The sequence below is a fragment of the Mesorhizobium sp. A623 genome (genome assembly GCF_054489405.1).
The window spans coordinates 80,154-103,132 of the sequence record NZ_JBTMXB010000015.1; the positions used below are offsets into that span (position 1 = coordinate 80,154).

A 22,979-nucleotide genomic window follows, 5' to 3' on the forward strand; every position below is an offset into this window, starting at 1 on the left:
GCTTGCCCCAAAAACACTTTCAAATTTTTCGGGGGAATGCCACGGCATAGTTTGGACTATCCTGAAACGGCAGCTCCATTGCGGGGGAGATAGACGGATGCATTATCAAAGAGACATGCGCGGCTACGGCGCCAATCCGCCGGACCCGAAATGGCCGGGTGGCGCGCATGTCGCCGTCCAGTTCGTGGTCAACTACGAGGAAGGCGGCGAAAACTGCATCCTGCACGGCGACAAGGCTTCCGAAGCCTTCCTGTCCGAGATCACCGGTGCCGCCCCCTGGCAGGGCATGCGCCACTGGAACATGGAATCCATCTACGAATATGGCGCGCGCGCCGGCTTCTGGCGGGTCCATCGCCTGTTTACCGAGGCGAACGTGCCGGCCACCTGCTACGGCGTGGCCAGCGCGCTGGCGCGCTCGCCCGACCAGCTTGCGGCCATGCAGGAAGCCGGCTGGGAGATCGCCACGCACGGGTTGAAATGGATCGACTACCGCGATCATTCGCCGGAAGACGAGCGCCGCGACATCGAGGAATCGATCCGGCTGCACACCGAAGTAACCGGCGAGCGCCCGACCGGCTGGTATACCGGCCGCTCGTCGGAAAACACGGTGCGGCTGGTTGCCGAGGCCGGAGGCTTCGCCTACTGCTCCGACACCTATGACGACGACCTGCCCTACTGGCTCGACCATGACGGCCACGGCCATGCCATGGAGCCGCTGCTCATCATCCCCTATACGCTGGACGTCAACGACATGCGCTTCGGCATCCAGGCGGGTTTTTCGAACGGCGAGCAGTTCTACACCTATCTGAAGGACAGTTTCGACACGCTCTATGAAGAAGGCAAGGCCGGGCGGCCGAAGATGATGACCGTCGGTCTGCACTGCCGCCTGATCGGCCGGCCAGGCCGGGCGGCCGCGCTGAAGCGCTTCCTCGAATATGTCAAAAGCCACGACAAGGTATGGCTGCCGCGACGCATCGACATTGCCCGGCACTGGCACGAGCATCACCCCCATGAAGCGGCGGCACTGCGGCCTTCGCGCATGGACCGCAGCGATTTCGTAAAAAGCTTCGGCGGCGTGTTCGAGCATTCGCCCTGGGTGGCCGAACGCGCTTACGAACTTGAACTCGGCGCTGCCCATGACAGCGCGGGCGGCCTGCACAACGCGCTTTGCCGCGTCTTTCGCTCGGCCAGCGAAGCGGAACGGCTCAGCGTGCTCAAGGCGCATCCGGACCTTGCCGGCAAGATCGCACAGGCCAGGCAACTGACGCCGGAATCGACAAAGGAGCAGGCCTCAGCCGGGCTCGATGCGCTGACCGACAAGGAACGCGAGTTGTTTTCCAAGCTGAACGCGGCCTATGTCACCAGCTTCGGCTTTCCCTTCATCATTGCCGCCAAAGGCCGCAGCAAGGACGAAATCCTTGCCGAATTCGAAGCCCGCATCGGCAACCCCCGCGAGACGGAACTCAAGACCGCCTGCAAGCAGGTGGAGCGCATCGCGCTGTTCCGCCTCAAAGACATGCTGCCGCAATAGGCCCCGAAACGATGGATAGGAAGACAATGTCCGGCCGCACCTATTATGCCCCAACCGGCGGCCTGCCGCCGCAGACCCAGCTTTTGACGGATCGCGCCGTTTTTACCGAAGCCTACGCCGTCATCCCAAAGGGCGTGATGAGCGACATCGTCGCCAGCCCGCTGCCGCATTGGGACAAGACCCGCGCCTGGGTGCTGGCGCGGCCTTTGTCGGGCTTTGCCGAGACGTTTTCCCAATACATCATGGAAGTGCTTCCCGGCGGCGGCTCGGACCGCCCCGAGCCGGACGCCGGCGCGGAAGGTGCGCTATTCGTGGTCGAGGGCCAGTTGACCGTCACGCTGGACGGGCAAAAGCACAGCCTCAAGCCCGGCGGCTTCGCCTTCATCCCGCCGTCCAGCAACTGGCAGGTGCGCAACGAGGGCAGCGGCCCCGCCCGCTACCACTGGGTCCGCAAGACCTATGAAGTTGTCGACGGCATCGAAGTACCGGAAGCTTTTTTCGCCGACGAGGCGGATATAGCGCCCTTGGCCATGCCCGACACCGATGGCGCATGGGCGACGACGCGCTTCGTCGATCCCAACGATGTGCGCCACGACATGCATATGACCATCGTGACGCTGAAACCCGGCGGCGTCATCCCCTTTGCCGAGACACATGTGATGGAGCACGGGCTCTATGTGCTGGAGGGCAAAGCGGTCTATCATCTCAACCAGAACTGGGTGGAGGTCGAGGCCGGCGATTTTATGTGGCTGCGCGCCTTCTGTCCGCAGGCCTGCTATGCCGGTGGCCCCGGCAATTTCCGCTATTTGCTCTACAAGGACGTCAACCGACACGCCAAGCTTGGCGGGTTCGGGCGGTGACCATGGAACGGATCGTCGCCCAGAAACTGACCCGTGAGGCGTTTGCGCCGTTCGGCGAGGTCATCGATACGGACTGCGACACCCACTATCCGATCAATGACGGCAAGTGCGAGCGTTACCACGCGCTGGCGCGCGCGGAGGCCGGCGGGCCGAACGGCCATGTCATCATCAATTTGTTCAAGGCGACGCCCTATGCATTTCCGCTATCGGTTTCGATGGTGGAACGGCATCCGCTCGGCAGCCAGGCCTTCATTCCGTTGTCGCCACGGCCTTTCCTGGTGATCGTCTGCCATGACGGGCCGGATGGTCCCGGCACGCCGAGCGCCTTTCTTACCGCACCCGGCCAGGGCGTGAACTACAAGCGCAATCTGTGGCACGGCGTGCTGACCCCGATCGGCGAGCCGCAGGATTTCGTCGTGGTCGATCGCGGCGGCGACGGCTCGAACCTCGAGGAATTCTACTTCCCGCGCCCTTACGAAATTCACCTGCCCGAAGAGTTTGCTTGATGACCGATATTTCGCTGATCGACCGTCTGCTCGACGTGATCGAAAACGACATTGTGCCGATGACGGCCAAGGGCGTGGCGGAGGGCAACAAGCTGTTCGGCGCGGCCATCCTGCGCAAGGGCGACCGCTCGCTGGTTCTGGCCGAAACCAACAACGAGGTCGAAAATCCGCTCTGGCACGGCGAGGTCCATTGCCTGAAACGCTTTTATGAAATGCCCAAGGCCGAACGCGTCGACACCGGCGACGCCATCTTCCTCGCCACGCACGAACCTTGCTCACTATGCCTGTCGGCGATCACCTGGGCCGGGTTCGACAATTTCTACTATTTGTTTTCACACGAGGATTCGCGCGATTCGTTCGCCATCCCGCATGATCTGAAAATCCTGAAAGAGGTCTTTACCCTCGACCCCGGCGGCTACAACGCGGAAAACGCCTATTGGAAAAGCTTCTCCATCCGCAGGCTCGTCCGCGCCTTGCCGGATAAGGAGCGCGCAAGGCTTGAGGCGCGCATCGGTAAGGTATCCGCCCGCTACGACGAACTGTCGACGCAGTACCAGGAAAGCAAGGCCGACAACGACATTCCGCTGAACTAGGACCAGCCCTGCAGCGCGTCGCGCTGTCCCTTTTCACGCGGATAATTCCTTCCAAATCTCTGGTGATTCTCCCTCGTTGCGATGCCGATGTCGCATTTTGGCTATCGGCATAGGTTGCTGTCTCGAACGCGACATGCGATTTACGCCACGCCATGTCGTATTCGGTCTTGCGCAATGGTCCGGCTTACCTTCATTATTGGCCCAACAAGAAGCAAGAAAGCGACTATCTAGTCGTGCCATCAGAGTGAGGAACCAAATGTCTAAAGAACTCGAATTCCTTAGCCGGCGTGTTGCGTCCGGCAAGCTGAACCGCCGTGATTTTCTGGGTCGGGCGGCAGCGCTCGGAGTCAGCGCGGCGTTTGCCAACACGCTGCTTGCCGATGCCGCGCGCGCCGAAGGCCCGGTCAAGGGCGGCATGCTGAAGGCCGGCCTGCAGGGCGGCGAATCCTCCAACGTGCTCGACCCGGCGCTGAACCTTTCCCAGGTGAACTTCTCCTTCGGCAAGGCATGGGGCGAACTGCTGGTCGAACTGAACCCCGACGGCAGCCTGGAAAACCGCATCGCCGAATCCATCGGCTCATCGCCCGACGCCAAGACCTGGACGATGAAGATCCGCAAAGGCATCGAATTCCACGACGGCAAGACCGTTTCGCCCGAAGACGTGGTCGCTACCCTTGAACGCCACAGCGACGAAAAGTCGAAATCGGCGGCCCTCGGCATCCTGCAGGGCATCGACAAGATGAAGGCCGATGGCGACGAGGTCGTCATCACGCTGAAGGACGCCAACGCCGACTTCCCCTACCTGATGGCCGACTACCATCTCGTCATCCAGCCGAACGGCGGCAAGGACAACCCGAATGCCGGCATCTCGGCCGGCCCCTACAAGGTGACCATCAACGAACCGGGCGTGCGCTATGGCGGCGAGAAGTTCGCCAATTACTGGCAGGGCGACAAGCTCGGCCATGCCGCCCAGATCGAGATCATCGTCATCAACGACGCGACGGCGCGTACAGCGGCTCTGCAGGGCGGCCAGGTCAACATGGTCAACCGCGTCGAGCCGAAAGTGGTCGACCTGGTCAAGCGCGTTCCCGGCGTGACCATCCAGAACGTATCGGGCCGCGGCTTCTACCCGTTCAACATGTTCTGCGACACCGCGCCCTTCGACAGCAACGATCTGCGCATGGCGCTCAAGCTCGCCATGGACCGCGACGAACTGCTCGACAAGATCCTGCGCGGCTATGGCAAGGTCGGCAACGACATCCCGGTCAACGAAGCCTATCCTCTGTTCCCGAGCGACCTGGAACAGCGCAAGTTCGACCCCGAAAAGGCGGCCGAGTTCTACAAGAAGTCGGGCCATACCGGTTCGATCCTGCTGCGCACTTCCGATGTCGCCTTCCCCGGCGCTGTCGATGCCGCCCAGCTTTACCAGCAGAGCTGCGCCAAGGCCGGCATCAAGATCGAGGTCAAGCGCGAGCCGGGCGACGGCTACTGGTCGGAAGTGTGGAACAAGCAGCCCTTCTCGCTTTCCTACTGGGGCGGACGTGCGACGCAGGACCAGATGTATTCGACGGCCTATGTCTCGAGCGCCGACTGGAACGACACGCGCTGGAAGCGGCCCGATTTCGACAAGATGGTGCTCGACGCGCGCGGCGAACTCGACCAGGACAAGCGCAAGAAGATGTACCACGACATCGGCGCCGTGATGCGCGACGAGGGCGGGCTGATCGTGCCGTTCTTCAACCAGTATATCGACGCCACCGGAAAGGGCGTGCAGGGCTGGGTCAACAACCCCGCTCAAGAGATGTGCGGCGGCTACGCCTTGTCGATCTGCTGGCTCGAAGCCTAAGCCGGCTTTGAGCGCATGTCCTCACCCATCCTGAAACTCGTTACCCAGCGCATCGCGCTGGGTATCGTCCTGCTGTTGGCCGTCTCGGTCCTGATCTTCGCCGGAACCCAGATCCTTCCCGGCGACGTTGCGCAATCCATCCTGGGCCAGGCGGCAACGCCGGAATCGCTTGCCAATCTGCGGGCGGAACTGGGGCTGAACGATCCGGCCTATATCCGCTATCTCCACTGGCTGGGCGGCGTCTTGACCGGCGACCTCGGCACGGCGCTTTCGAGCGGGCAGGACATCGCAACATCGATCGGCGGGCGGCTGTGGAACACGCTGTTCCTCGCCTTCTGCGCTGCCGTCGTGGCGGTGCCGCTGGCGATCCTTCTCGGCCTGCTTGCGGTGCGCTACCGCAATGGCTGGGTGGACAAGCTGATTTCAGGGTTGGCGCTGGCGTCGACTTCCTTTCCCGAGTTCTTCATCGGCTATTTGCTGGTCTATTTCTTCGCCGTGCACTGGCAGATCTTCCCGGGCATCTCGACCGTCTATGACGGCATGCCGTTCCTCGCCCGGCTCGAGGCCATCGCGTTGCCGACGGCGGCGCTGACCCTGGTGGTGCTGGCGCAGATGATGCGCATGACGCGCGCGGCCATCCTCAACATCATGCAGTCGGCCTTCGTCGAAACGGCCGAACTCAAGGGCCTGTCGGCGTTTGCCATCATCCGCAAGCACGCCCTGCCCAACGCGGTCGCGCCGATCATCAACGTGGTGATGCTCAACCTTGCCTATCTCGTCGTCGGCGTCGTCGTCATCGAGGTCATCTTCGTCTATCCGGGCATGGGGCAATATCTGGTCGACCATGTCGCCAAGCGCGACGTGCCCGTCGTGCAGGCCGTGGGGCTGATTTTCGCTGCCGTCTACATCACGCTCAACATCGTTGCGGATATAGCGTCGATCATCGCCAATCCGCGTCTCAGACATCCGAAATAGGGCGGCGCCATGATCAACCTAACACGCATCCCGCTTCCGGCGCTGATCGGGATCATCATGACAACGCTGTTTGTCCTCGCGGCGATTTTCGCGCCCTGGATCGCGCCCTACGGCAATGCGCAGATCGTCGGCGACGTCTGGCAGCCGATGTCGTCGCAATTCTGGTTCGGCACCGACAATCTCGGTCGGGACCTCTTGTCCCGGATGATCTACGGCGCGCGCATCACCATCTTCATTGCGGTGCTAGCCACCGCGCTGTCCTTCACGCTCGGCGCCACGCTCGGCTTTTGCGCCGCGGTGCTGGGCGGCTGGTTCGACACGCTGATGTCGCGCCTCGTCGACCTCTTGATGGCGATCCCGACCCTGATCATGGCGCTGGTGGTGCTGTCGGTGCTGCCCTCGACGCTGGTCACGCTGATCCTGGTCATGGGCATATTGGACTCGACACGCGTCTATCGCCTCTCGCGGGCCATCGCCGTCGATATCGAGGTGATGGACTTCGTCGAGGCAGCGAAGCTGCGTGGCGAAGGCCTATTGTGGATCATCTTCCGCGAAATCCTGCCCAATGCGCTGTCGCCGCTGATCTCGGAACTCGGCCTACGCTTCATCTACGCCATCCTGTTCCTGTCGGCGCTGTCCTTCCTTGGCCTCGGCGTTCAGCCGCCGGATGCCGATTGGGGCGGCATGGTCAAGGAAAACAAGGACGGCATCGTCTTCGGAATCGCTGCAGCCCTCATTCCCGCGGCCGCGATCGCCATCCTGGGTATTTCCGTCAACCTCGTCGCCGACTGGGTTCTCAACCGTACGTCGGATCTCAAGGGAGGGCGCGGTAATGGCTAAGGACAAGACCGAAGCGAAGCCGGACATCCTGCTCGACATCCGCAATCTGCGCATCGAGGCGACGGTCTATCCGCCTGGCGAGCCGCCCAAGAACATCGTCATCGTCCACGACGTTTCGCTGACGCTGGAAAAGGGCAAGGTGCTTGGCCTGATCGGCGAATCGGGCGCGGGCAAATCCACCATCGGCCTGTCTTCCATGGGCTACGGGCGCGGTGGCGTGCGCATCACCGGCGGCCAGGTTCTTCTCAACGGCCGCGACATCCTGAAGGGTGGCAAGGATGGCTTGCGCAAATTGCGCGGGCATGAAGTGTGTTATGTCGCGCAGTCGGCCGCGGCGGCCTTCAACCCGGCCCACCGGCTGATGGATCAGGTCGTCGAGGCGACCCTTCTGCATGGCAGGGCCAGCCGCACTGAGGCCGAGAAACGCGCGATCAAGCTGTTCAAGGCGCTCAGCCTGCCCGACCCCGAGCATATCGGCGAGCGCTTCCCGCACCAGGTTTCGGGCGGCCAGTTGCAGCGCGTGATGACGGCGATGGCGCTGTGCTCCGAGCCGGACCTGATCGTGTTCGACGAACCGACCACGGCGCTCGATGTCACCACGCAGATCGACGTGCTGGCGGCGATCAAGAATGCCATCCGCGAGACGGGCGTGGCAGCCCTCTACATCACGCACGATCTTGCCGTCGTCGCCCAGGTGTCGGACGAGATCATGGTGCTGCGCCACGGGCGGCTGGTCGAATGGGGCGGCACCCGCCAGATCATCAAGGAGCCGCGTCAGGAATACACCAACGCGCTGGTTTCCGTGCACGAGATCGAGCACGAGGAAAAGAAGCCCGGCACGGCACCGTTCCTTTCGGTCAAGAACGTCACGGCGGCCTATGGCGGCGGGCATGTGAAGGTTCTCAAGAACGTCTCGGTCGACATCTACCCCGGCCAGACGCTAGCCGTCGTCGGCGAATCCGGTTCCGGCAAATCGACGCTGGCGCGCGCCGTCACCGGCTTGCTGCCGCCAGAACAAGGCACCGTCACTTTCGACGGACGCCCGCTCGCCAACCGGCTGGCCGACCGGCCGAAGGAAGATCTGCGCCAGTTGCAGATGATCTACCAGATGGCGGACGTCGCCATGAACCCGCGCCAGACGGTCGGCACTATCATCGGGCGGCCGCTGGAGTTCTATTTCGGCATGCGCGGGCGCGAACGCGATGCGCGCGTGGCCGAACTGCTCGACAAGATCGAGATGGGCAAGGGCTTTCTCGACCGCTATCCGGCCGAGCTTTCTGGCGGGCAGAAACAGCGCGTCTGCATTGCCCGCTCGCTCGCGGCCAAGCCCAAGCTCATCATCTGCGACGAGGTGACTTCGGCTCTCGACCCGCTGGTGGCCAATGGCATCCTCAAGCTTTTGCTCGACCTGCAGGCGGAAGAAAACGTCGCCTATCTGTTCATCACGCATGATCTGGCGACGGTGAAGTCAATCGCCGATTCCATCGCGGTGATGTATCGCGGCGAAGTGGTGCGCTACGGGCCCAAATCGCAAGTGCTGAAGCCGCCCTTCGACGCCTATACCGACCTTTTGCTGTCCTCCGTGCCCGAAATGGAGATGGGCTGGCTGGAAAAGGCGATCGCCGGGCGCCGCATGGCGAGCGCCGGGAATTAGGATTCCCGGCGGTCAGGATTTATTGAGCGGCGCACGAGAGATTCGGGGTTTGTGAAAAGACGAGGTTCGAACGACGGCAAAAGCCGCGATTGAGCGTCGGAGCGACTCGAAAGCCGATCCCACTTTTCGATCCGATGCTCCAGGCGGGAGGCAGACCGTCAAATTGCTGTGATGATAGTCCGTCAAGAAGCAGCCTCGACCATAAACGACGGTTTTTCAAAAAGGGGGAACACCATGACCACCGAACTCGATCATCTTTCGCAACTCGCGGCGGCAGGCCGGATAACGCGCCGGGCCTTTCTGGGCCGGGCCGCTGCGCTCGGCGTCTCGGCGGCGCTTGCCGGTTCGCTGGCCACTCGGGCCTTCGCGCAAACGCCGGTCCGGGGCGGCATCCTCAAGGCTGGCCTTCAGGGCGGCGAATCGACCAACAGCCTCGACCCCGCCCTGAACCTCAGCCAGGTTACCTTCAGCTTCGGAAAGCTGTGGGGCGAGTATCTCGTGCGGCTGACGCCCGACAACAAACTCGTCAACCTCATAGCCGAGGAGATCGGAGCGTCTTCCGACGCCAAGACATGGACGATCAAGGTGCGCGACGGCATCGAGTTCCACAATGGCAAGACCGTCAGCGCGGAGGATGTCGCAGCGACCATCGAGCGGCATGCCGACGAGAAATCCAAATCGGGCGCGCTCGGCATTCTCAAGAACATCAAGGGCGTCAAGGCGAGCGGCAAGGAAGTCATCGTCACGCTTGCCGACGCAGATGCCGATTTCCCCTATCTGATGGCCGACTACCACATCGTGATCCAGCCCAATGGCGGCAGGGACGACCCGAATGCTGGCATCAGCGCCGGTCCTTACAAGGTCAGCGTCAACCAGCCGGGCGTACGCCACGGCGGCGAGCGCTTCGCCAATTACTGGCTCGGCGACAAGGCCGGCCATGCCGATCAGGTCGAGATCGTCGTCATCAACGACGCCACCGCCCGGCTTTCCGCCCTGCAAGGTGGCCAGGTGCATATGATCAACCGGGTCGAGCCGAAGGTGGTCGATCTGGTCAAGCGCATTTCCGGCGTGACGATCGAGAACGTGTCGGGCAAGGGCTACTATCCGTTCAATATGTTCTGCGACACCGTCCCCTTCGACAACAACGATTTGCGCATGGCGCTCAAGCTCGCCATGGACCGCGACGAACTGCTCGAGAAGATCCTGCGCGGCTACGGCTCGGTCGGCAACGACTTCCCGATCAACGAGGCCTACCCGCTGTTTTCAACCGACATCGAACAGCGCAAGTTCGATCCGGAGAAGGCCGCGGAACTCTATAAGAAGTCCGGCCACTCCGGCTCCGTCCTTCTGCGAACCTCGGACGTCGCCTTCCCCGGCGCTGTCGATGCGGCCCAGCTTTACCAGCAAAGCTGCGCCAAGGCCGGCATCAAGATCGAGATCAAGCGCGAGCCCGGCGACGGCTACTGGTCGGAAGTGTGGAACAAGAAGCCCTTCTCGCTTTCCTATTGGGGCGGCCGCGCCACGCAGGACCAGATGTATTCCACCGGCTATGTCTCGACCGCCGACTGGAACGATACCCGCTTCAAGCAGCCTGGATTCGACAAGATGCTTTTTGCCGCGCGCGGCGAACTGGACCAGGACAAGCGCCAGGCGATCTATCGCGACATGGCGATGCTGGTGCGCGACGAAGGCGGACTGATCGTGCCGTTCTTCAACCAGTTCATCGATGCCGCCGCCACCGACAAGATCAGCGGTTATGCCAAGAGCCCGATCGGCGAAATGATGGACGGCTACGCGCTTGCCGAGTGCTGGCTGAACGCCTGACACCTTCTGCCCTTTGACAGAATGGACGGAATGACGAAAGTCGTTCCGTCCATTCTATGAGGCGTGGCCCATCCTTGAGGAATACCTGAATGACGCTCGATTCGAAACTTCTCCTCATCATCCTCGACGGCGTGCCGTATCGGAACTGGCGGCGGCTGATGGGCAATCTGGAGGGCTGGGTGCAATCGGGCGAGGCAGCCGTGTGGAAGATGCGCGCGGTGCTGCCGTCGACCTCGGCGTGCTGCTATGCCTCGATCCATACCGGCGTGTCGCCGCAGGTGCACGGCATCCGCTCCAACGAGGACCGGTTTCGCGTAAGCCAACCCGACCTTTTCTCCGAAATTTCCAAAGCGGGCGGCAAGACCGGCGCGGTGACGCATTCCTACTGGTCGGAATTCTTCAACCGCTATCCGTTCGATCTTGTCGAAGACATGGAATATGACGAGCCGGGCGGACCGATCACCCATGGCCGCTTTCACACCATGACCGGCTATAACGCCCGCAACCAGATGACGCCGAGCGATGTCGACCTGTTCGCCACACTGACCATGCTGGCCAAGCGTTTTTCCATCGACTACGGCATCCTGCATACCTGTACGCTGGATTCCATGGGTCATCGCTTCGGCCACGACTGTCATGAAATGGATCATGCCGTCTACGCCGTGGACGCCATGCTTGCCGCCTTCCTGCCGCGCTGGCGCGAAGCCGGCTATGAGGTGATCGTCACCGCCGACCATGGCCAGACGGATCGCGGCCATCATGGCGGCCATGACGACGAGATGCAGGATTTCGCGCTCTATTATTTCGGGCAGGGCAAGGGACCGAAACCGGACGTGCTGCTCGACCAGTTACAACTGGCGCCGACGATCCTCAAGCGCCTTGGCGTGCCGGTACCGGCAACGATGAAGGCCAAGCCGTTTCTATAGATGGGCCGTTTCTATAGGGCGCGGTGGACGGTCAATAAAAATAGAGAGCGGCGGGACATGCCCGCCGCTCTGTGAGGAAGTCTCCCGACACCCAGTGAATTTTCAGGGCATCAAAAGACGAAGGAAACGAAACACCGTTCCAGTTCGGTGTTAGTTGTTGCCCCAGTTCGTACGCTGGTCCTGAGGGGCCGTAGCGGCAGCCGGCTGACCGACGTAGACGCCCGGGTTTGAATTCACCGACGACGTGTAGGTGCTGTCAACGGTCGAGGACTGGGCCGACGGTGCCTTGAAATGGTCGCTCGCTGCGAAAGCGCTGCCAGCGGCAACGAGGAGAGCGGCGGTGGTGAGAGCAATGGTCTTCATTTTAAAAACTCCAGATTTTCATTCCTGTCCGTCAAACGGCGTGTCTTGGGAGGAAAGCGCGTCGTTCGGACCACCCCGATGTGGGGGGGCCGGTGCGCCGTTTCCAGTCACGAAAAATTTTCGCCTGGCCCAAGAGTCTGGTGGTTGAAATTGTGCGGCCGGCTCCCTCCGCCACAATGTTCTTGTGCCTTTTCAATCGATTGAAGGATTGCTGTATCAATAAAGGAAAATGGTTTCCGCTCCGGTGTTCACCCTGTCCTGCACACACCGTCAACAGATAGGGACGTAAATCGGCTAAATCCTAGCCGGCGAAACTATTGAAAGGCAGGATCGCGAGCAAAATCCGCAGCTTGAGTGCCGTGGGCCGCGCCAGAATCATTTGCAAAACCAACCGATGATGCCGGCAATTTATCCGTTTCGGTCGGCGTGGCGCAGGTAATCGGTCGCGATCTCGATCATGCGCTGGCGCGAAAAACTGGGGCCGTGACCGCCGTGGCCGACGCGGATCGGCAGGTCGAGCAGGCGCTGCATCGTACCGCGATAGACGGCTCTGTCGGAATCCGGCAGATCGTCCAACAGCGTATCGTCATAGATGGCGTCGCCGCTGATGAACGTACCGTCCTTTTCGTCGAACAAGGCGATCGAGTCCGGCGAATGGCCCGGCAGGTGCAGCACCCTGAATTGCCGGTCGCCGAGATCGACACTGTCGCTCTCGTTCAAGATGCGGGTCAGCGGTGCCGGCTCGATGCGGTAGTCGGCCGCTTTCCAGCCGGGGCGCGGCAGCTTCGAGACAGCACCCTCCAGGGTACGGAATTCGTCGGCATAGGTGGCGGCGTCGGGCATGGTCGCGAAGGCGGCGGCACTTTGCGCTGGCCCGGCGCGCTCGGCAAATTCATGCAGCGAGCCGACATGATCGAGATGGATATGGGTGGCCACGACCAGCAGCGGCTTTCCCGCCGGCGTGTCGATCTGCGGCGCCAGCGGGCAGATGCCCATGCCAGTATCGACCAGCAGATCGACATCCCTGCCCCGCACATGCCAGATGTTGGCGCGCATATAGGCGTGCACGAAAGGCTCGGTCAGCATCGTCATGCGGCCGTCCACCGGATGCTTGCTGAACCAGTCGTCCATCGTTTCGATGCCGCTCACACGAAGGGCTTGCCTACCTTGTGCTTTTCAGGAACGAGCCGCTTGAAATAGGCGAGCCCCGCTTCGGAAAGCGCGTTGGCGTCGGGCTGCATGAAATCGGCCGGCATATGGCGGGTCTTGCCGGCCACGTTTTCAAGCGGCACCTTCTTCAGCACCGTCTTGCCACCCTCATATTTCAGCGCTACCGAGCCGCCGCCCTGTTCGGCGACCGTGACGGCAAAGGCGCCCGCGTCGAAAGCTTCCTGCGCGTCCACGGCGTTGATCGCACCGACATAGCCGCGCGGCATGTAGCCCAGCGCGTCGACCCGGGCACGCTTGCCCGGCAGCCCTTCGGCCAGCGCATGTTCCAAGGCTGCGGGCAGGTCGCTGCCCGACAATTTCAAATTGCCGTGCTGGTCGCGTTCCAGCTTTTCCGGCGGCACCAGGCTTTCCACCAGCGCCTTGCCGTCCGCGGTCGAGACGCCCTCCGACACCGCGACGATGCAACGGCCATGGCGGTCCAGCTTGGCGCGCACGTCGTCGATGAACTGCGCGGCCGAGAAGGCGCGCTCCGGCACGTAGATGAGATGCGGGCCGCTGTCCTCGTCCAGCCGCCAGGCGGCGGCGGCCGCCGTCAAGAAGCCTGCATGACGGCCCATGACGATGCCGACATAAATGCCGGGCAGCGCGCGAAAATCGAGATCGACCGACAGGAAGGCTCCCGCCACGAACTCCGCCGCCGAGATGAAGCCCGGTACGTGGTCGTTTTCTTCCAAATCGTTGTCGATGGTCTTGGGCGCATGCACGAAAGCCATCTTGCCGCCGGACGCTTCGGTCAGGATCTGCTGTGTGCCCGACGTATCGTTGCCACCGATATAGATGAAGGCGTCGGCGCCGACTTTCTGCAGACCCTTCAGCACGACTTCGCAATAGGCGGCATCGGGCTTGTCGCGGGTGGAACCCAGTGCGGCGCTCGGCGTGCCGGCGGTCAGCCGCAGGCGGTCTTCGGGAATGGCGGAGAGATCGACATAATTGCCGTCGCGAATGCCGCGAACGCCATGGATGGAGCCAAGCACTTTTGCGCCCGGATGTTTGCGCCGGACCTCCAGCGCCGCGCCGACCATGGTCTGGTTGATGACGGCGGTTGGGCCGCCGCCCTGCGCGATGACGAATGTGCCGGACATTTTCTCTCCTCCAGATGCGGAATAACAGGCGGGTCAGCCTGTCTTGGCATCACACAACCGGGGAGGCAAGAGGCGACCGCCAGGGTCGCCGGCAGATCAGACGACGACGACCGGGTTCCTTTTCGATACCCGGCTATAAAGGTCGATGATGTCCTGGTTGATAAGCCGCACGCAGCCAGACGACATCGCCTTGCCGATCGACCACCATTCCGGCGAACCATGGATGCGATAGCCAGTGTCCTGGTTGTTCTGATAGAGGTACAGCGCGCGCGCGCCGAGCGGGTTTTCAAGGCCGCCGGGCTGGCCGCCCTGCCACTTCACCAGTTCGGGCTTGCGCTGGATCATTTCCCGCGGTGGCGTCCAGGTCGGCCATTCGCGGCCATATTGGACATTGGCGCGGCCGTTCCAGCTAAAACCGTCCTTGCCGATGCCGACGCCGTAGCGGATGGCGTCGCCGCCTTCCTGCACCAGATAGAGATGCCGCTCGGCAAGATGCACCACGATGGTCCCGGGCCGCTCGCCGGTGGGGTTGACGACGATCTGGCGGCGGAATTCCGGCTTGACCTTCTGGTAAGGCACCGCCGGCAAGACGAAACCGCCATCGGTCAGCCCGGCATACATCACGTCAGGGCTGGTAATGTGCTTGTCGACGCTGATGCTCGGCCGCATCGGGCGGATCGAGCCGGTGCTCATATTGTCTAGTTGCAGCGCGGCCATGTCGACCGTGCGCGTGCAACCGCTGGCCGCGAGCACGGCGATTGCGCCGGCACCCGATAGAATGGCGCGTCGCGAAACATGTCTTTCGGCTTCGTTCGCATCGCCCGTTTCCGGCGAAATAATCTGCTGCGGCAACTCACGCATGCCCAAACCCTAAGCTTACGGCACGGAAGCACAGTCCGGCCGGTTAGGGTATTTTCGACAATCATGGTTGATAAACCGTGAATGCATCCGCAACCCTGCAACCACAGGTGGTTCGGCCTGTATTTTTTAGGCTTTACATCTTGGCCCGGTCGAGGATTTATCCTTTCTTTTAGCAAGGAGCCGGACATGACCATCGAAACCTGGGCCGCCTTTTGTGCCGCATCGGCAATCCTTCTCGTTATTCCGGGGCCGACCATCCTGCTTGTCGTCTCCTACGCGCTTGGCCAGGGCTGGCGCATCGCCCTGCCGATGGCCATCGGCGTGGCGCTCGGCGATTTCACTGCGATGACCCTGTCGATGCTGGGGATCGGGGCGCTGCTGTCCGCTTCCGCCACCGTCTTCACCGTATTGAAGCTGGTTGGCGCAGCCTATCTGATCTATCTCGGCATCAAGCTTTTTCGAGCAGGTGGGGCGCTGCGGGCGGAACCGCGCACCGATACGGCCTCGCACCGAAAAATGATGGCGCATGCGTGGCTCGTCACGGCGCTCAACCCGAAGAGCATCACCTTCTTCGTGGCCTTCCTGCCGCAGTTCCTCGACCGGCACGGCGATTTCTGGATCCAGATGCTGATCTTCGAGACGACGTTCCTGACGCTCGCCTTTGCGAATGCCTTCGGCTACGCGCTGGTTGCGGCGCGGGCGCGCAGGCTGGTCGGAAACGACAAGGCGATCCGCGTCTTCAACCGCACCGGCGGCACGCTGCTGGTGGGCGCGGGTATCGCCACGGTCGCCATCCGTTCAGGAAACTGACGACCGGGCGCGGTATTTTTTACGCGTCTCGAAAAAATCCGCTTGCGGCACGTTACCAGCCTCGCACTTTTGCTGGTAACGTGCCGATGGAGAATGGACGGAGCGCTAGGCGCTTCGGACCAGGGCGTCGTGATCGGAAGGAATAAGCATGTATCTGGGTCTCGATCTGGGCACGTCGGGCGTCAAGGCGCTGTTGATCGACGCGTCGCAAAAAATTGTCGGCGCGGGCCACGCATCGCTCGAAGTCTCGCGCCCGCATCCCGGCTGGTCGGAACAGGACCCGTCCGACTGGATCGACGCCTGCGAGGCGGCAATTGCCGAACTCAAGGCTGCGCACGCCAGCGAACTGGCGGCGGTCGAAGGCATCGGCCTGTCCGGGCAGATGCACGGCGCGACGCTGCTGGACACAAGCGACACGGTGCTGCGGCCCTGCATCCTGTGGAACGATACGCGCAGCCACAAGGAGGCCGCCGAACTCGACGCCGATCCGCGCTTTCGCACTATTACCGGCAATATCGTCTTCCCCGGCTTCACCGCGCCCAAGCTTTTGTGGGTGAAAAACAACGAGCCGGCGATCTTCGCCAAGGTGGCCAAAGTGCTGCTGCCAAAAGACTTCCTGCGGCTGTGGCTGACCGGCGAATATATTTCGGAAATGTCAGACGCCGCCGGCACCGCGTGGTTCGACACGGGCAAGCGGCGCTGGTCGCCCGAAATACTGGCGGCGACCTCGCTCGACGAAGACAACATGCCGAAGCTGGTCGAGGGCACGCAACAAGCCGGTGCGTTGCGCGCCGGGCTTGCCGCCAAATGGGGCATGAAGGCCGGCATTCCCATCGCTGGCGGGGCTGGCGACAATGCGGCGTCGGCCTGCGGCATGGGCACGGTCGGCGAAGGCCACGCCTTCGTTTCGCTGGGCACGTCGGGCGTGCTGTTTGCCGCCAACGGCGCTTACCTGCCCAACCCGGCAAGCGCCGTGCACACCTTCTGTCATGCGTTGCCAAACACATGGCACCAGATGGGCGTCATCCTGTCGGCAACGGATTCGCTGAACTGGCTGTCGGAGATCACCGGCAAGGACGCCGGCGCGCTTACCGACGAACTCGGGCCTTCGCTGAAGGCACCGACAGGCGTTTCGTTCCTGCCCTATCTGTCGGGCGAACGAACGCCCTACAACGATTCCGCCATTCGCGGCTCCTTCACCGGGCTCGGCCATGAATCCAGCCGCGCGGTGCTGACGCAGGCCGTGCTGGAGGGTGTCGCTTTCGCCTTCCGCGACAGCCTTGAGGCGCTGGCAACGGCCGGCACAAAGCTTGAGCGCGTGACGGCTATCGGCGGCGGCTCGCGCTCACGCTATTGGCTGAAGGCTATTGCCACCGCACTTGGCGTCCCGGTCGATATTCCCGCCGACGGCGATTTCGGGGCGGCTTTCGGGGCCGCGCGCCTTGGCCTGATCGCGGCGACCGGCGCCGATCCGCTAAGCGTCTGCACCGCGCCCGAAATCGATGAAACGATTGAGCCGGATACCGCTCTGGGCGCTGCCTATGCCGACGCCTATCAGCGCTACCGCGCGCTTTATCCCGCCATCAAAGGCGTCGCCTCGTAAGCATCGGATTATCGCGAGAGAGTTTCGCCACTCCCCGGATCAACCGGTGCGTGTGAAAACACGGCAACGCAATCGGCGTTTCGCCGCGAGGCTTGGCCGGGCAAAATTTTGTCACAGGCCGCCCCTCAATCGCCTAGGTCTCGCCTTCATGCAGCCGTCACGGACCTCGTATAGTCTGGCCATGAAATCAACCGGAAGATGGAGGCGAATAATGCATAACGAACGCGAAATCGACGCCCTGCTTTCGCAGGACGACGCCGGATCGATTTTCGACAAGTTGATGGCGCTGCCGCGTCCCGCTGAACAGACCCAAACCGGCAACGAATGGGATCGGGCCGTTGCAAGCCGTTTCCAGACCCACCTCGTAAAGCAGATGCGTATGGCCATCGATGGCGGCGAAATTCACCGCAGCGCCGCCTGAATCCTGCACTTACCCCCGCCGTAACCTGATCGGCGCTTCACCGAAAGCCCGCGCAAACGCCCTGGAAAAACCCGCGGCGGACGAAAATCCCGTCCGCCCGGCGATGTCGGCCATGGCGATGCGCGTATCCACCACCAGCCGCCGCGCCGCGTTCAGGCGCAGCCGCAGATAATACGCGCCGGGCGTCTCGCCGATGGACTTTCGAAAGATGCTTTCGAGGGTTCGCGGCGTAACGCCGGTGCGCTTGGCAATGGTGGCGATGGTCAGCGGCTGGTCGATATGCGCCTCCATCAGCCGGATCGCCTGCGCCAGCCTTGGATCGTAGCCGTCGAGGCGGCCGAGCGACACCAGCGGCTGCGCGTCGGTTGCGGCGCGCGCCTGATCGTAGATGAAGACGCTTGCCACATCGAGCGCCACCGCCATGCCGAGGCGTGAGCGGATCAGGTGCAACATCAGGTCGAAGGTCGGCGATGCGCCGCCCGAGGTGAACACTGGCCCGTCGATGACATAGCGGTCAGGGCGCACGTCTACGCCCGGAAAGGCCGCCGAAAAATCCTCCATGTCCTCCCAGTGCGTGGTGGCCGCGCGCCCTTCGAGCAGGCCGGCGCGCGCCACCAGCCAGGTGCCGGCCTCGACCCCGCCGCAGGCACGGGCCATGCGGGCGGCGCGCCGCATGCCGGCAAGCAGCGCCGCCGTGGCGTAGTTCTGCGTGCCGAAGCCGGCGACCACGACCAGCATGTCGGTCGCCGCCGCGGCATCGAAGCGTCCGCTGACCGCCACCGGCAAACCGCAGGTGGTGACCGGCGCTTCGCCCGTCACCGAAACCAGCTTGAAATCGAACAGCGTCTCGCCCGCGATGCGGTTGGCCGCGCGCAGCGGATCGACCGCCGACGCCACGCACATGATGGATGAACCGGAAAATACCAGCAGCGTCACCTTCAGCGGCGCATGCTCGGTGCGAAAGATTGTCGGCTTTTCGCTTTTGGCCATATGCCTTTCGTAAATCGCAAAGCACTTTGCCGCAAGTGGCGCAATGATCGTGTTCTGATTGGATAGGGAGAGAAAAATGCCGCTGGCCATGAACCGTGAGGTTTTCATTACCTGTGCCGTGACGGGTTCCGGCGGGTCGCAGGACCGCAGCCCGCATGTGCCGCGTTCGCCCAAGCAGATTGCCGATTCGGCGATCGAGGCCGCCAAGGCCGGTGCGGCCATCGTCCATTGCCATGTGCGCGATCCCGAGACCGGCAAGCCTAGGCGCGACGTGCATCTCTACCGTGAAGTGACCGAGCGCATCCGCGCGGCAGACGTCGACGTGGTGCTGAACCTGACCGCCGGCATGGGCGGTGACATGGTGTTCGGCGATGTCGAGAACCCGCTGCCGCTCAACGAAAAGGGCACCGACATGGGCGGCGCGACCAACCGCATGGAGCATGTGCGCCAGTGCCTGCCCGAGATCTGCACGCTCGACTGCGGCACCATGAATTTCAACGAAGCCGATTACGTCATGACCAACACGCCCGGCATGCTGCGCGCCATGGGCGGCATGATGACCAAGCTTGGCGTCAAGCCGGAGATCGAGGCGTTCGACACCGGCCATCTTTGGTTCGCCAAGCAGTTGGTCGAGGAAAAAGTGCTCGACGCCGACGCACTGGTGCAGCTGTGCATGGGCGTGCCGTGGGGCGCGCCGAACGACCTCAACACCTTCATGGCGATGGTCAACAACGTGCCCTCGACCTGGAACTGGTCGGCCTTCACCATCGGCCGCGACCAGATGGCCTATGTCGCCGCCTCGGTGCTGGCCGGCGGCAATGTTCGCGTCGGCCTTGAGGACAATCTGTGGCTGGAAAAAGGCGTTCTCGCCACCAATGCGCAACTGGTCGAACGCGCCGGCGGCATCATCGAGAACATGGGCGCACGCGTGATCGGCCCGGAAGAAGTGCGCAAGAAGCTGAACCTGACCAAACGCGCGCCGCTCGCGGCGTAAGCGCAGCGGACAACGGGGAGGAACAAGGATGGAAACCGTAAAATTCACCGCGATGAAGGATGGCGACCGCGAGGATTACGCCTTTCTGACCGAGCATGAGACCGACTTTGCCGCCAAGACCGGCGAACGCCTGCTCGACGCATTGGTGAAACTCGATCAGGGCCTGTCCGGCTACAAGATCACCCGGCTCGGCCACTCGCTGCAGGCGGCGACGCGCGCCTGGCGTGACGGTGCCGACACCGACTGGATCGCCTGCGCGCTGTTGCACGACATCGGCGACATCTATGCGCCCTACAACCACGACGAGTACGCTGCCGCGATCCTCAAACCCTTCGTGCGCGAACAGTGCACCTGGGTGGTTGAAAAGCACGGCGACTTCCAGCGCCTCTATTACGCCCAGCACACCGGCGGCAATCCGCATGCGCGCGACAAGTTCGCCGGTCACGCCTACTACGACGATTGCGACCAGTTTTGCGAACGCTGGGACCAGACCAGTTTCGACCCCGACTACGACACGCTGCCGATCGAATTCTTCGCGCCGTTTGCGCTCGAAGTATTTGCGCGCAAGGCCTACGACCCGGCGGTGATCCGCGCGGGCGAGCGCGTGCCGCTCATTGATCCGGAAACAGCCAAACAAAGAAGCGGAGCCTCGGCATGACACTCATCACCAAAGCGGCCACCATCGGTGGCGGCGTTATCGGCGCGGGCTGGGCCGCACGCCTTTTGCTCAACGGTATCGATGTTTCGATCTTCGACCCCGATCCGGAAGCCGCGCGAAAAGTTTCGGAAGTGATGAAGGGCGCGCGCCGCGCCTATAAGCAGATGGTTCCGAGCGGCCTGCCGAAGGAAGGCAAGCTGACCTTCGCAAAAACCATCGCGGAAGCCGTGGCCGACGCTGATTTCATCCAGGAAAGCGTGCCGGAGCGGCTCGACCTCAAGCACAAGGTGCTGGCCGAGATCGACCTGCATGCGCCGGCCAACGCCATCATCGGCTCGTCCACTTCCGGCATCAAGCCGAGCGACATGCAGGTGGCGATGAAGAAGCACCCCGAGCGGCTGGTGGTCGGCCATCCGTTCAACCCCGTCTATCTGCTGCCGCTGGTCGAGGTCGTCGGCGGCCAGCAGACGTTTCCGGAAGCCATCGAGGTCGCCAAGGAAATGTATGCTTCCATCGGTATGAAGCCGGTGGTGATCCGCAAGGAAATCGAAGCCTTCGTCGGCGACCGCCTGCTGGAAGCGGCATGGCGCGAGGCGCTGTGGCTGATCAAGGACGGCATCTGCACCGTCGAGGAACTGGACGACATCATGCGCTATGGCTTCGGCCTGCGCTGGGCACAGATGGGCATGTTCCAGGTCTATCGCGTCGCTGGCGGCGAAGCCGGCATGCGACACTTCATGGCGCAGTTCGGGCCGTGCCTGAAATGGCCGTGGACCAAGCTGATGGACGTGCCGGAGTTCAACGACGAACTGGTCGATCTGATCGCCACGCAGTCGGACGAGCAGTCCGACAAATGGTCGATCCGCGAGCTGGAAAAGATCCGCGACGACAATCTCGTTGCGATCATGGACGCGCTGTCGAAGCAGAACAAAGGCAAGGGCTGGGGCGCCGGCGCGCTGCACAAGGACTACACCAAGCAACTCGCCAAACAGGCGGCCAGCAAGGTGTCGAAGGCAGCCGAAAAGGCCAAGGCTGACAAGCCGAAGAAGAAGACAGCGGGTAAGAAGAAGGCCTGAGGCCATGAACCCCGTCGTGCGTCCTTCGAGGCTCGCTGCGCTCGCACCTCAGGATGAGGGAGGTTGTGTACAACATCGGGACAGAGAGGTTTGCGCAAACAGTCCTCATCCTGAGGTGCGAGCGCAGCGAGCCTCGAAGGACGCACAACCAACCTTACAGGTGAAATAGCCATGGATTTCGGTCTTTCGGAAGAACAGCAGCTTATCGTCGACACCACGCGCGCCTTTGTTGAGAACGAGCTTTATCCGCACGAACTTAAGGTGGAGCGCAGCGGCCATTTGCCGATGGAACTCATCAAGGAGTTGCAGGCCAAGGCTATTGCGGCCGGCCTTTACGCCGCCAACATGCCGGAAGATGTCGGTGGTGCCGGCCTCGATACACTGACCTGGCTGCTCTACGAGAAGGAGCTTGGCCGCGCCAATTACGCGCTGCACTGGACCTGCGTGGCGCGCCCGTCCAACATCCTGCTAGCAGGCACGCCGGAGCAGCGCGAGAAATATCTGTTCCCCTGCATTCGCGGCGAGAAATGGGACTGCCTCGCCATGACCGAACCGGGAGCCGGTTCGGACCTGCGCGGCATGAAGGCAAGTGCCGTCCAGGACGGCGACGATTTCATCCTCAACGGCACAAAGCATTTCATCAGCCATGCCGATATCGCCGATTTCGCCATCTGCTTCATGGCCACCGGCGAGGAAGAGACTTCTCGCGGAAAAAGAAAAAAGATCACGGCCTTCTTCGTCGACAAGGGCACGCCCGGCTTCAACGTGCGCGACGGTTATCGCAACGTCTCGCATCGCGGCTACACCAACGCCATCCTCGAATTCGACGACTGCCGCATCCCGAAGGAACAGGTGCTGGGCGAAGTCCACAAGGGCTTTGAGGTCGCCAATTCATGGCTAGGGGCGACGCGCCTGCAAGTCGGCGCGACCTGCCTTGGCCGCGCCGAGCGCGCGCTTGGCCACTCCATCGAATACGCCGCCCAGCGCCAGCAATTCGGCCAGCAGATCGGCAAATTCCAGGGAGTTTCCTTCAAGCTCGCCGACATGGCGATGGAGTTGAAGGCGGCCAATCTGCTCGTCTTCGAGGCGGGCTGGAAATACGACCAGGGCACCGTCACCGAGGAAGACATGTCGATGGCCAAGCTCAAGGCCACCGAAATGCTGGCCTTCGTCGCCGACGAGGCGATCCAGATTCATGGCGGCATGGGCCTGATGGACGACCTGCCGCTGGAGCGCATCTGGCGCGACGCCCGCGTCGAGCGCATTTGGGAAGGGACTTCCGAAATCCAGAGGCACATCATTTCGCGGTCGCTGCTGCGGGCGGTGGGCGGCTGAC

At 62.5% G+C, this 22,979-nt stretch carries 22 protein-coding genes; 17 read left to right on the forward strand and 5 right to left on the reverse strand.

Going from position 1 to position 22,979, the window contains the following annotated elements:
• Positions 1-97: 97 nt before the first annotated feature.
• The 10 genes from puuE to ACX3P1_RS16810 all read left to right on the forward strand — a co-directional run bounded on the left by puuE (position 98) and on the right by ACX3P1_RS16810 (position 11,555).
• Entirely contained in the window at positions 98-1,531 is a 1,434-nt protein-coding gene (gene puuE, locus ACX3P1_RS16765) for an allantoinase PuuE (RefSeq protein ID WP_459080730.1), read from the forward strand.
• 26 nt (positions 1,532-1,557) lie between these two features.
• Positions 1,558-2,391, forward strand: coding sequence for a bifunctional allantoicase/(S)-ureidoglycine aminohydrolase (locus ACX3P1_RS16770; protein ID WP_459080731.1), 834 nt, complete (start codon positions 1,558-1,560; stop codon positions 2,389-2,391).
• 2 nt (positions 2,392-2,393) lie between these two features.
• Positions 2,394-2,897: an ureidoglycolate lyase gene (locus tag ACX3P1_RS16775; protein WP_459080732.1), complete on the forward strand. Its 504-nt coding sequence runs from the start codon at positions 2,394-2,396 to the stop codon at positions 2,895-2,897.
• Positions 2,897-3,490, forward strand: coding sequence for a nucleoside deaminase (locus tag ACX3P1_RS16780; protein WP_459080733.1), 594 nt, complete (start codon positions 2,897-2,899; stop codon positions 3,488-3,490). Before ACX3P1_RS16775 ends, ACX3P1_RS16780 begins: the two co-directional genes overlap by 1 nt.
• 256 nt (positions 3,491-3,746) lie before the next feature.
• Entirely contained in the window at positions 3,747-5,336 is a 1,590-nt protein-coding gene (locus ACX3P1_RS16785) for an ABC transporter substrate-binding protein (protein WP_459080734.1), read from the forward strand.
• A 15-nt stretch (positions 5,337-5,351) separates the two neighbouring features.
• Positions 5,352-6,311 carry an ABC transporter permease gene (locus ACX3P1_RS16790; RefSeq protein ID WP_459080735.1) on the forward strand — a complete coding sequence of 320 codons (960 nt, stop codon included), beginning with the start codon at positions 5,352-5,354 and terminating at the stop codon, positions 6,309-6,311.
• A 9-nt stretch (positions 6,312-6,320) separates the two neighbouring features.
• A complete protein-coding gene (locus ACX3P1_RS16795; protein WP_459080736.1) occupies positions 6,321-7,151 on the forward strand; it encodes an ABC transporter permease in 831 nt (276 codons plus the stop codon).
• The gene (locus ACX3P1_RS16800; RefSeq protein ID WP_459080737.1) at positions 7,144-8,805 is read left to right on the forward strand and encodes an ABC transporter ATP-binding protein; all 1,662 of its coding nucleotides are present in this window, start codon (positions 7,144-7,146) and stop codon (positions 8,803-8,805) included. Before ACX3P1_RS16795 ends, ACX3P1_RS16800 begins: the two co-directional genes overlap by 8 nt.
• A gap of 234 nt (positions 8,806-9,039) precedes the next feature.
• Positions 9,040-10,629 (forward strand): ABC transporter substrate-binding protein, encoded by a 1,590-nt coding sequence (locus ACX3P1_RS16805; protein ID WP_459080738.1) that lies wholly within the window; start codon positions 9,040-9,042, stop codon positions 10,627-10,629.
• An 89-nt stretch (positions 10,630-10,718) separates the two neighbouring features.
• The gene (locus ACX3P1_RS16810; protein WP_459080739.1) at positions 10,719-11,555 is read left to right on the forward strand and encodes an alkaline phosphatase family protein; all 837 of its coding nucleotides are present in this window, start codon (positions 10,719-10,721) and stop codon (positions 11,553-11,555) included.
• A gap of 150 nt (positions 11,556-11,705) precedes the next feature.
• On the opposite strand, the gene ACX3P1_RS16815 is transcribed toward ACX3P1_RS16810, so the two are convergent.
• The 4 genes from ACX3P1_RS16815 to ACX3P1_RS16830 all read right to left on the reverse strand — a co-directional run bounded on the left by ACX3P1_RS16815 (position 11,706) and on the right by ACX3P1_RS16830 (position 15,091).
• The gene (locus tag ACX3P1_RS16815; protein WP_459080740.1) at positions 11,706-11,918 is read right to left on the reverse strand and encodes a DUF680 domain-containing protein; all 213 of its coding nucleotides are present in this window, start codon (positions 11,916-11,918) and stop codon (positions 11,706-11,708) included.
• Between the two features lie 408 nt (positions 11,919-12,326).
• Positions 12,327-13,049 carry an MBL fold metallo-hydrolase gene (locus tag ACX3P1_RS16820; RefSeq protein WP_459080762.1) on the reverse strand — a complete coding sequence of 241 codons (723 nt, stop codon included), beginning with the start codon at positions 13,047-13,049 and terminating at the stop codon, positions 12,327-12,329.
• Positions 13,050-13,063: 14 nt separating this feature from the next.
• Positions 13,064-14,230 (reverse strand): diphosphate--fructose-6-phosphate 1-phosphotransferase, encoded by a 1,167-nt coding sequence (locus ACX3P1_RS16825; RefSeq protein ID WP_459080741.1) that lies wholly within the window; start codon positions 14,228-14,230, stop codon positions 13,064-13,066.
• A 96-nt stretch (positions 14,231-14,326) separates the two neighbouring features.
• Positions 14,327-15,091 carry a L,D-transpeptidase gene (locus ACX3P1_RS16830; RefSeq protein WP_459080742.1) on the reverse strand — a complete coding sequence of 255 codons (765 nt, stop codon included), beginning with the start codon at positions 15,089-15,091 and terminating at the stop codon, positions 14,327-14,329.
• 186 nt (positions 15,092-15,277) lie between these two features.
• On the opposite strand from ACX3P1_RS16830, the gene ACX3P1_RS16835 reads away from it, so the two are divergent.
• The 3 genes from ACX3P1_RS16835 to ACX3P1_RS16845 all read left to right on the forward strand — a co-directional run bounded on the left by ACX3P1_RS16835 (position 15,278) and on the right by ACX3P1_RS16845 (position 17,925).
• Positions 15,278-15,901 (forward strand): LysE family translocator, encoded by a 624-nt coding sequence (locus tag ACX3P1_RS16835; protein ID WP_459080743.1) that lies wholly within the window; start codon positions 15,278-15,280, stop codon positions 15,899-15,901.
• A 148-nt stretch (positions 15,902-16,049) separates the two neighbouring features.
• Entirely contained in the window at positions 16,050-17,504 is a 1,455-nt protein-coding gene (gene xylB / locus ACX3P1_RS16840) for a xylulokinase (protein WP_459080744.1), read from the forward strand.
• A 211-nt stretch (positions 17,505-17,715) separates the two neighbouring features.
• The gene (locus tag ACX3P1_RS16845; protein ID WP_459080745.1) at positions 17,716-17,925 is read left to right on the forward strand and encodes a hypothetical protein; all 210 of its coding nucleotides are present in this window, start codon (positions 17,716-17,718) and stop codon (positions 17,923-17,925) included.
• A 9-nt stretch (positions 17,926-17,934) separates the two neighbouring features.
• Here the strand turns inward: ACX3P1_RS16845 and ACX3P1_RS16850 are convergent, their stop codons facing one another.
• On the reverse strand, positions 17,935-18,915 hold the full coding sequence (locus ACX3P1_RS16850; RefSeq protein WP_459080746.1) for a GlxA family transcriptional regulator: 981 nt from the start codon (positions 18,913-18,915) through the stop codon (positions 17,935-17,937).
• 76 nt (positions 18,916-18,991) lie between these two features.
• On the opposite strand from ACX3P1_RS16850, the gene ACX3P1_RS16855 reads away from it, so the two are divergent.
• The 4 genes from ACX3P1_RS16855 to ACX3P1_RS16870 all read left to right on the forward strand — a co-directional run bounded on the left by ACX3P1_RS16855 (position 18,992) and on the right by ACX3P1_RS16870 (position 22,978).
• Positions 18,992-19,909 carry a beta-keto acid cleavage family enzyme gene (locus tag ACX3P1_RS16855; protein ID WP_459080747.1) on the forward strand — a complete coding sequence of 306 codons (918 nt, stop codon included), beginning with the start codon at positions 18,992-18,994 and terminating at the stop codon, positions 19,907-19,909.
• Between the two features lie 28 nt (positions 19,910-19,937).
• Positions 19,938-20,567, forward strand: coding sequence for an HD domain-containing protein (locus ACX3P1_RS16860; protein ID WP_459080748.1), 630 nt, complete (start codon positions 19,938-19,940; stop codon positions 20,565-20,567).
• Positions 20,564-21,643 (forward strand): carnitine 3-dehydrogenase, encoded by a 1,080-nt coding sequence (locus ACX3P1_RS16865; RefSeq protein ID WP_459080749.1) that lies wholly within the window; start codon positions 20,564-20,566, stop codon positions 21,641-21,643. Before ACX3P1_RS16860 ends, ACX3P1_RS16865 begins: the two co-directional genes overlap by 4 nt.
• A 171-nt stretch (positions 21,644-21,814) precedes the next feature.
• Complete coding sequence (locus tag ACX3P1_RS16870) at positions 21,815-22,978, forward strand: acyl-CoA dehydrogenase family protein (RefSeq protein WP_459080750.1); 1,164 nt, start codon at positions 21,815-21,817, stop codon at positions 22,976-22,978.
• Position 22,979 lies beyond the last annotated feature (1 nt).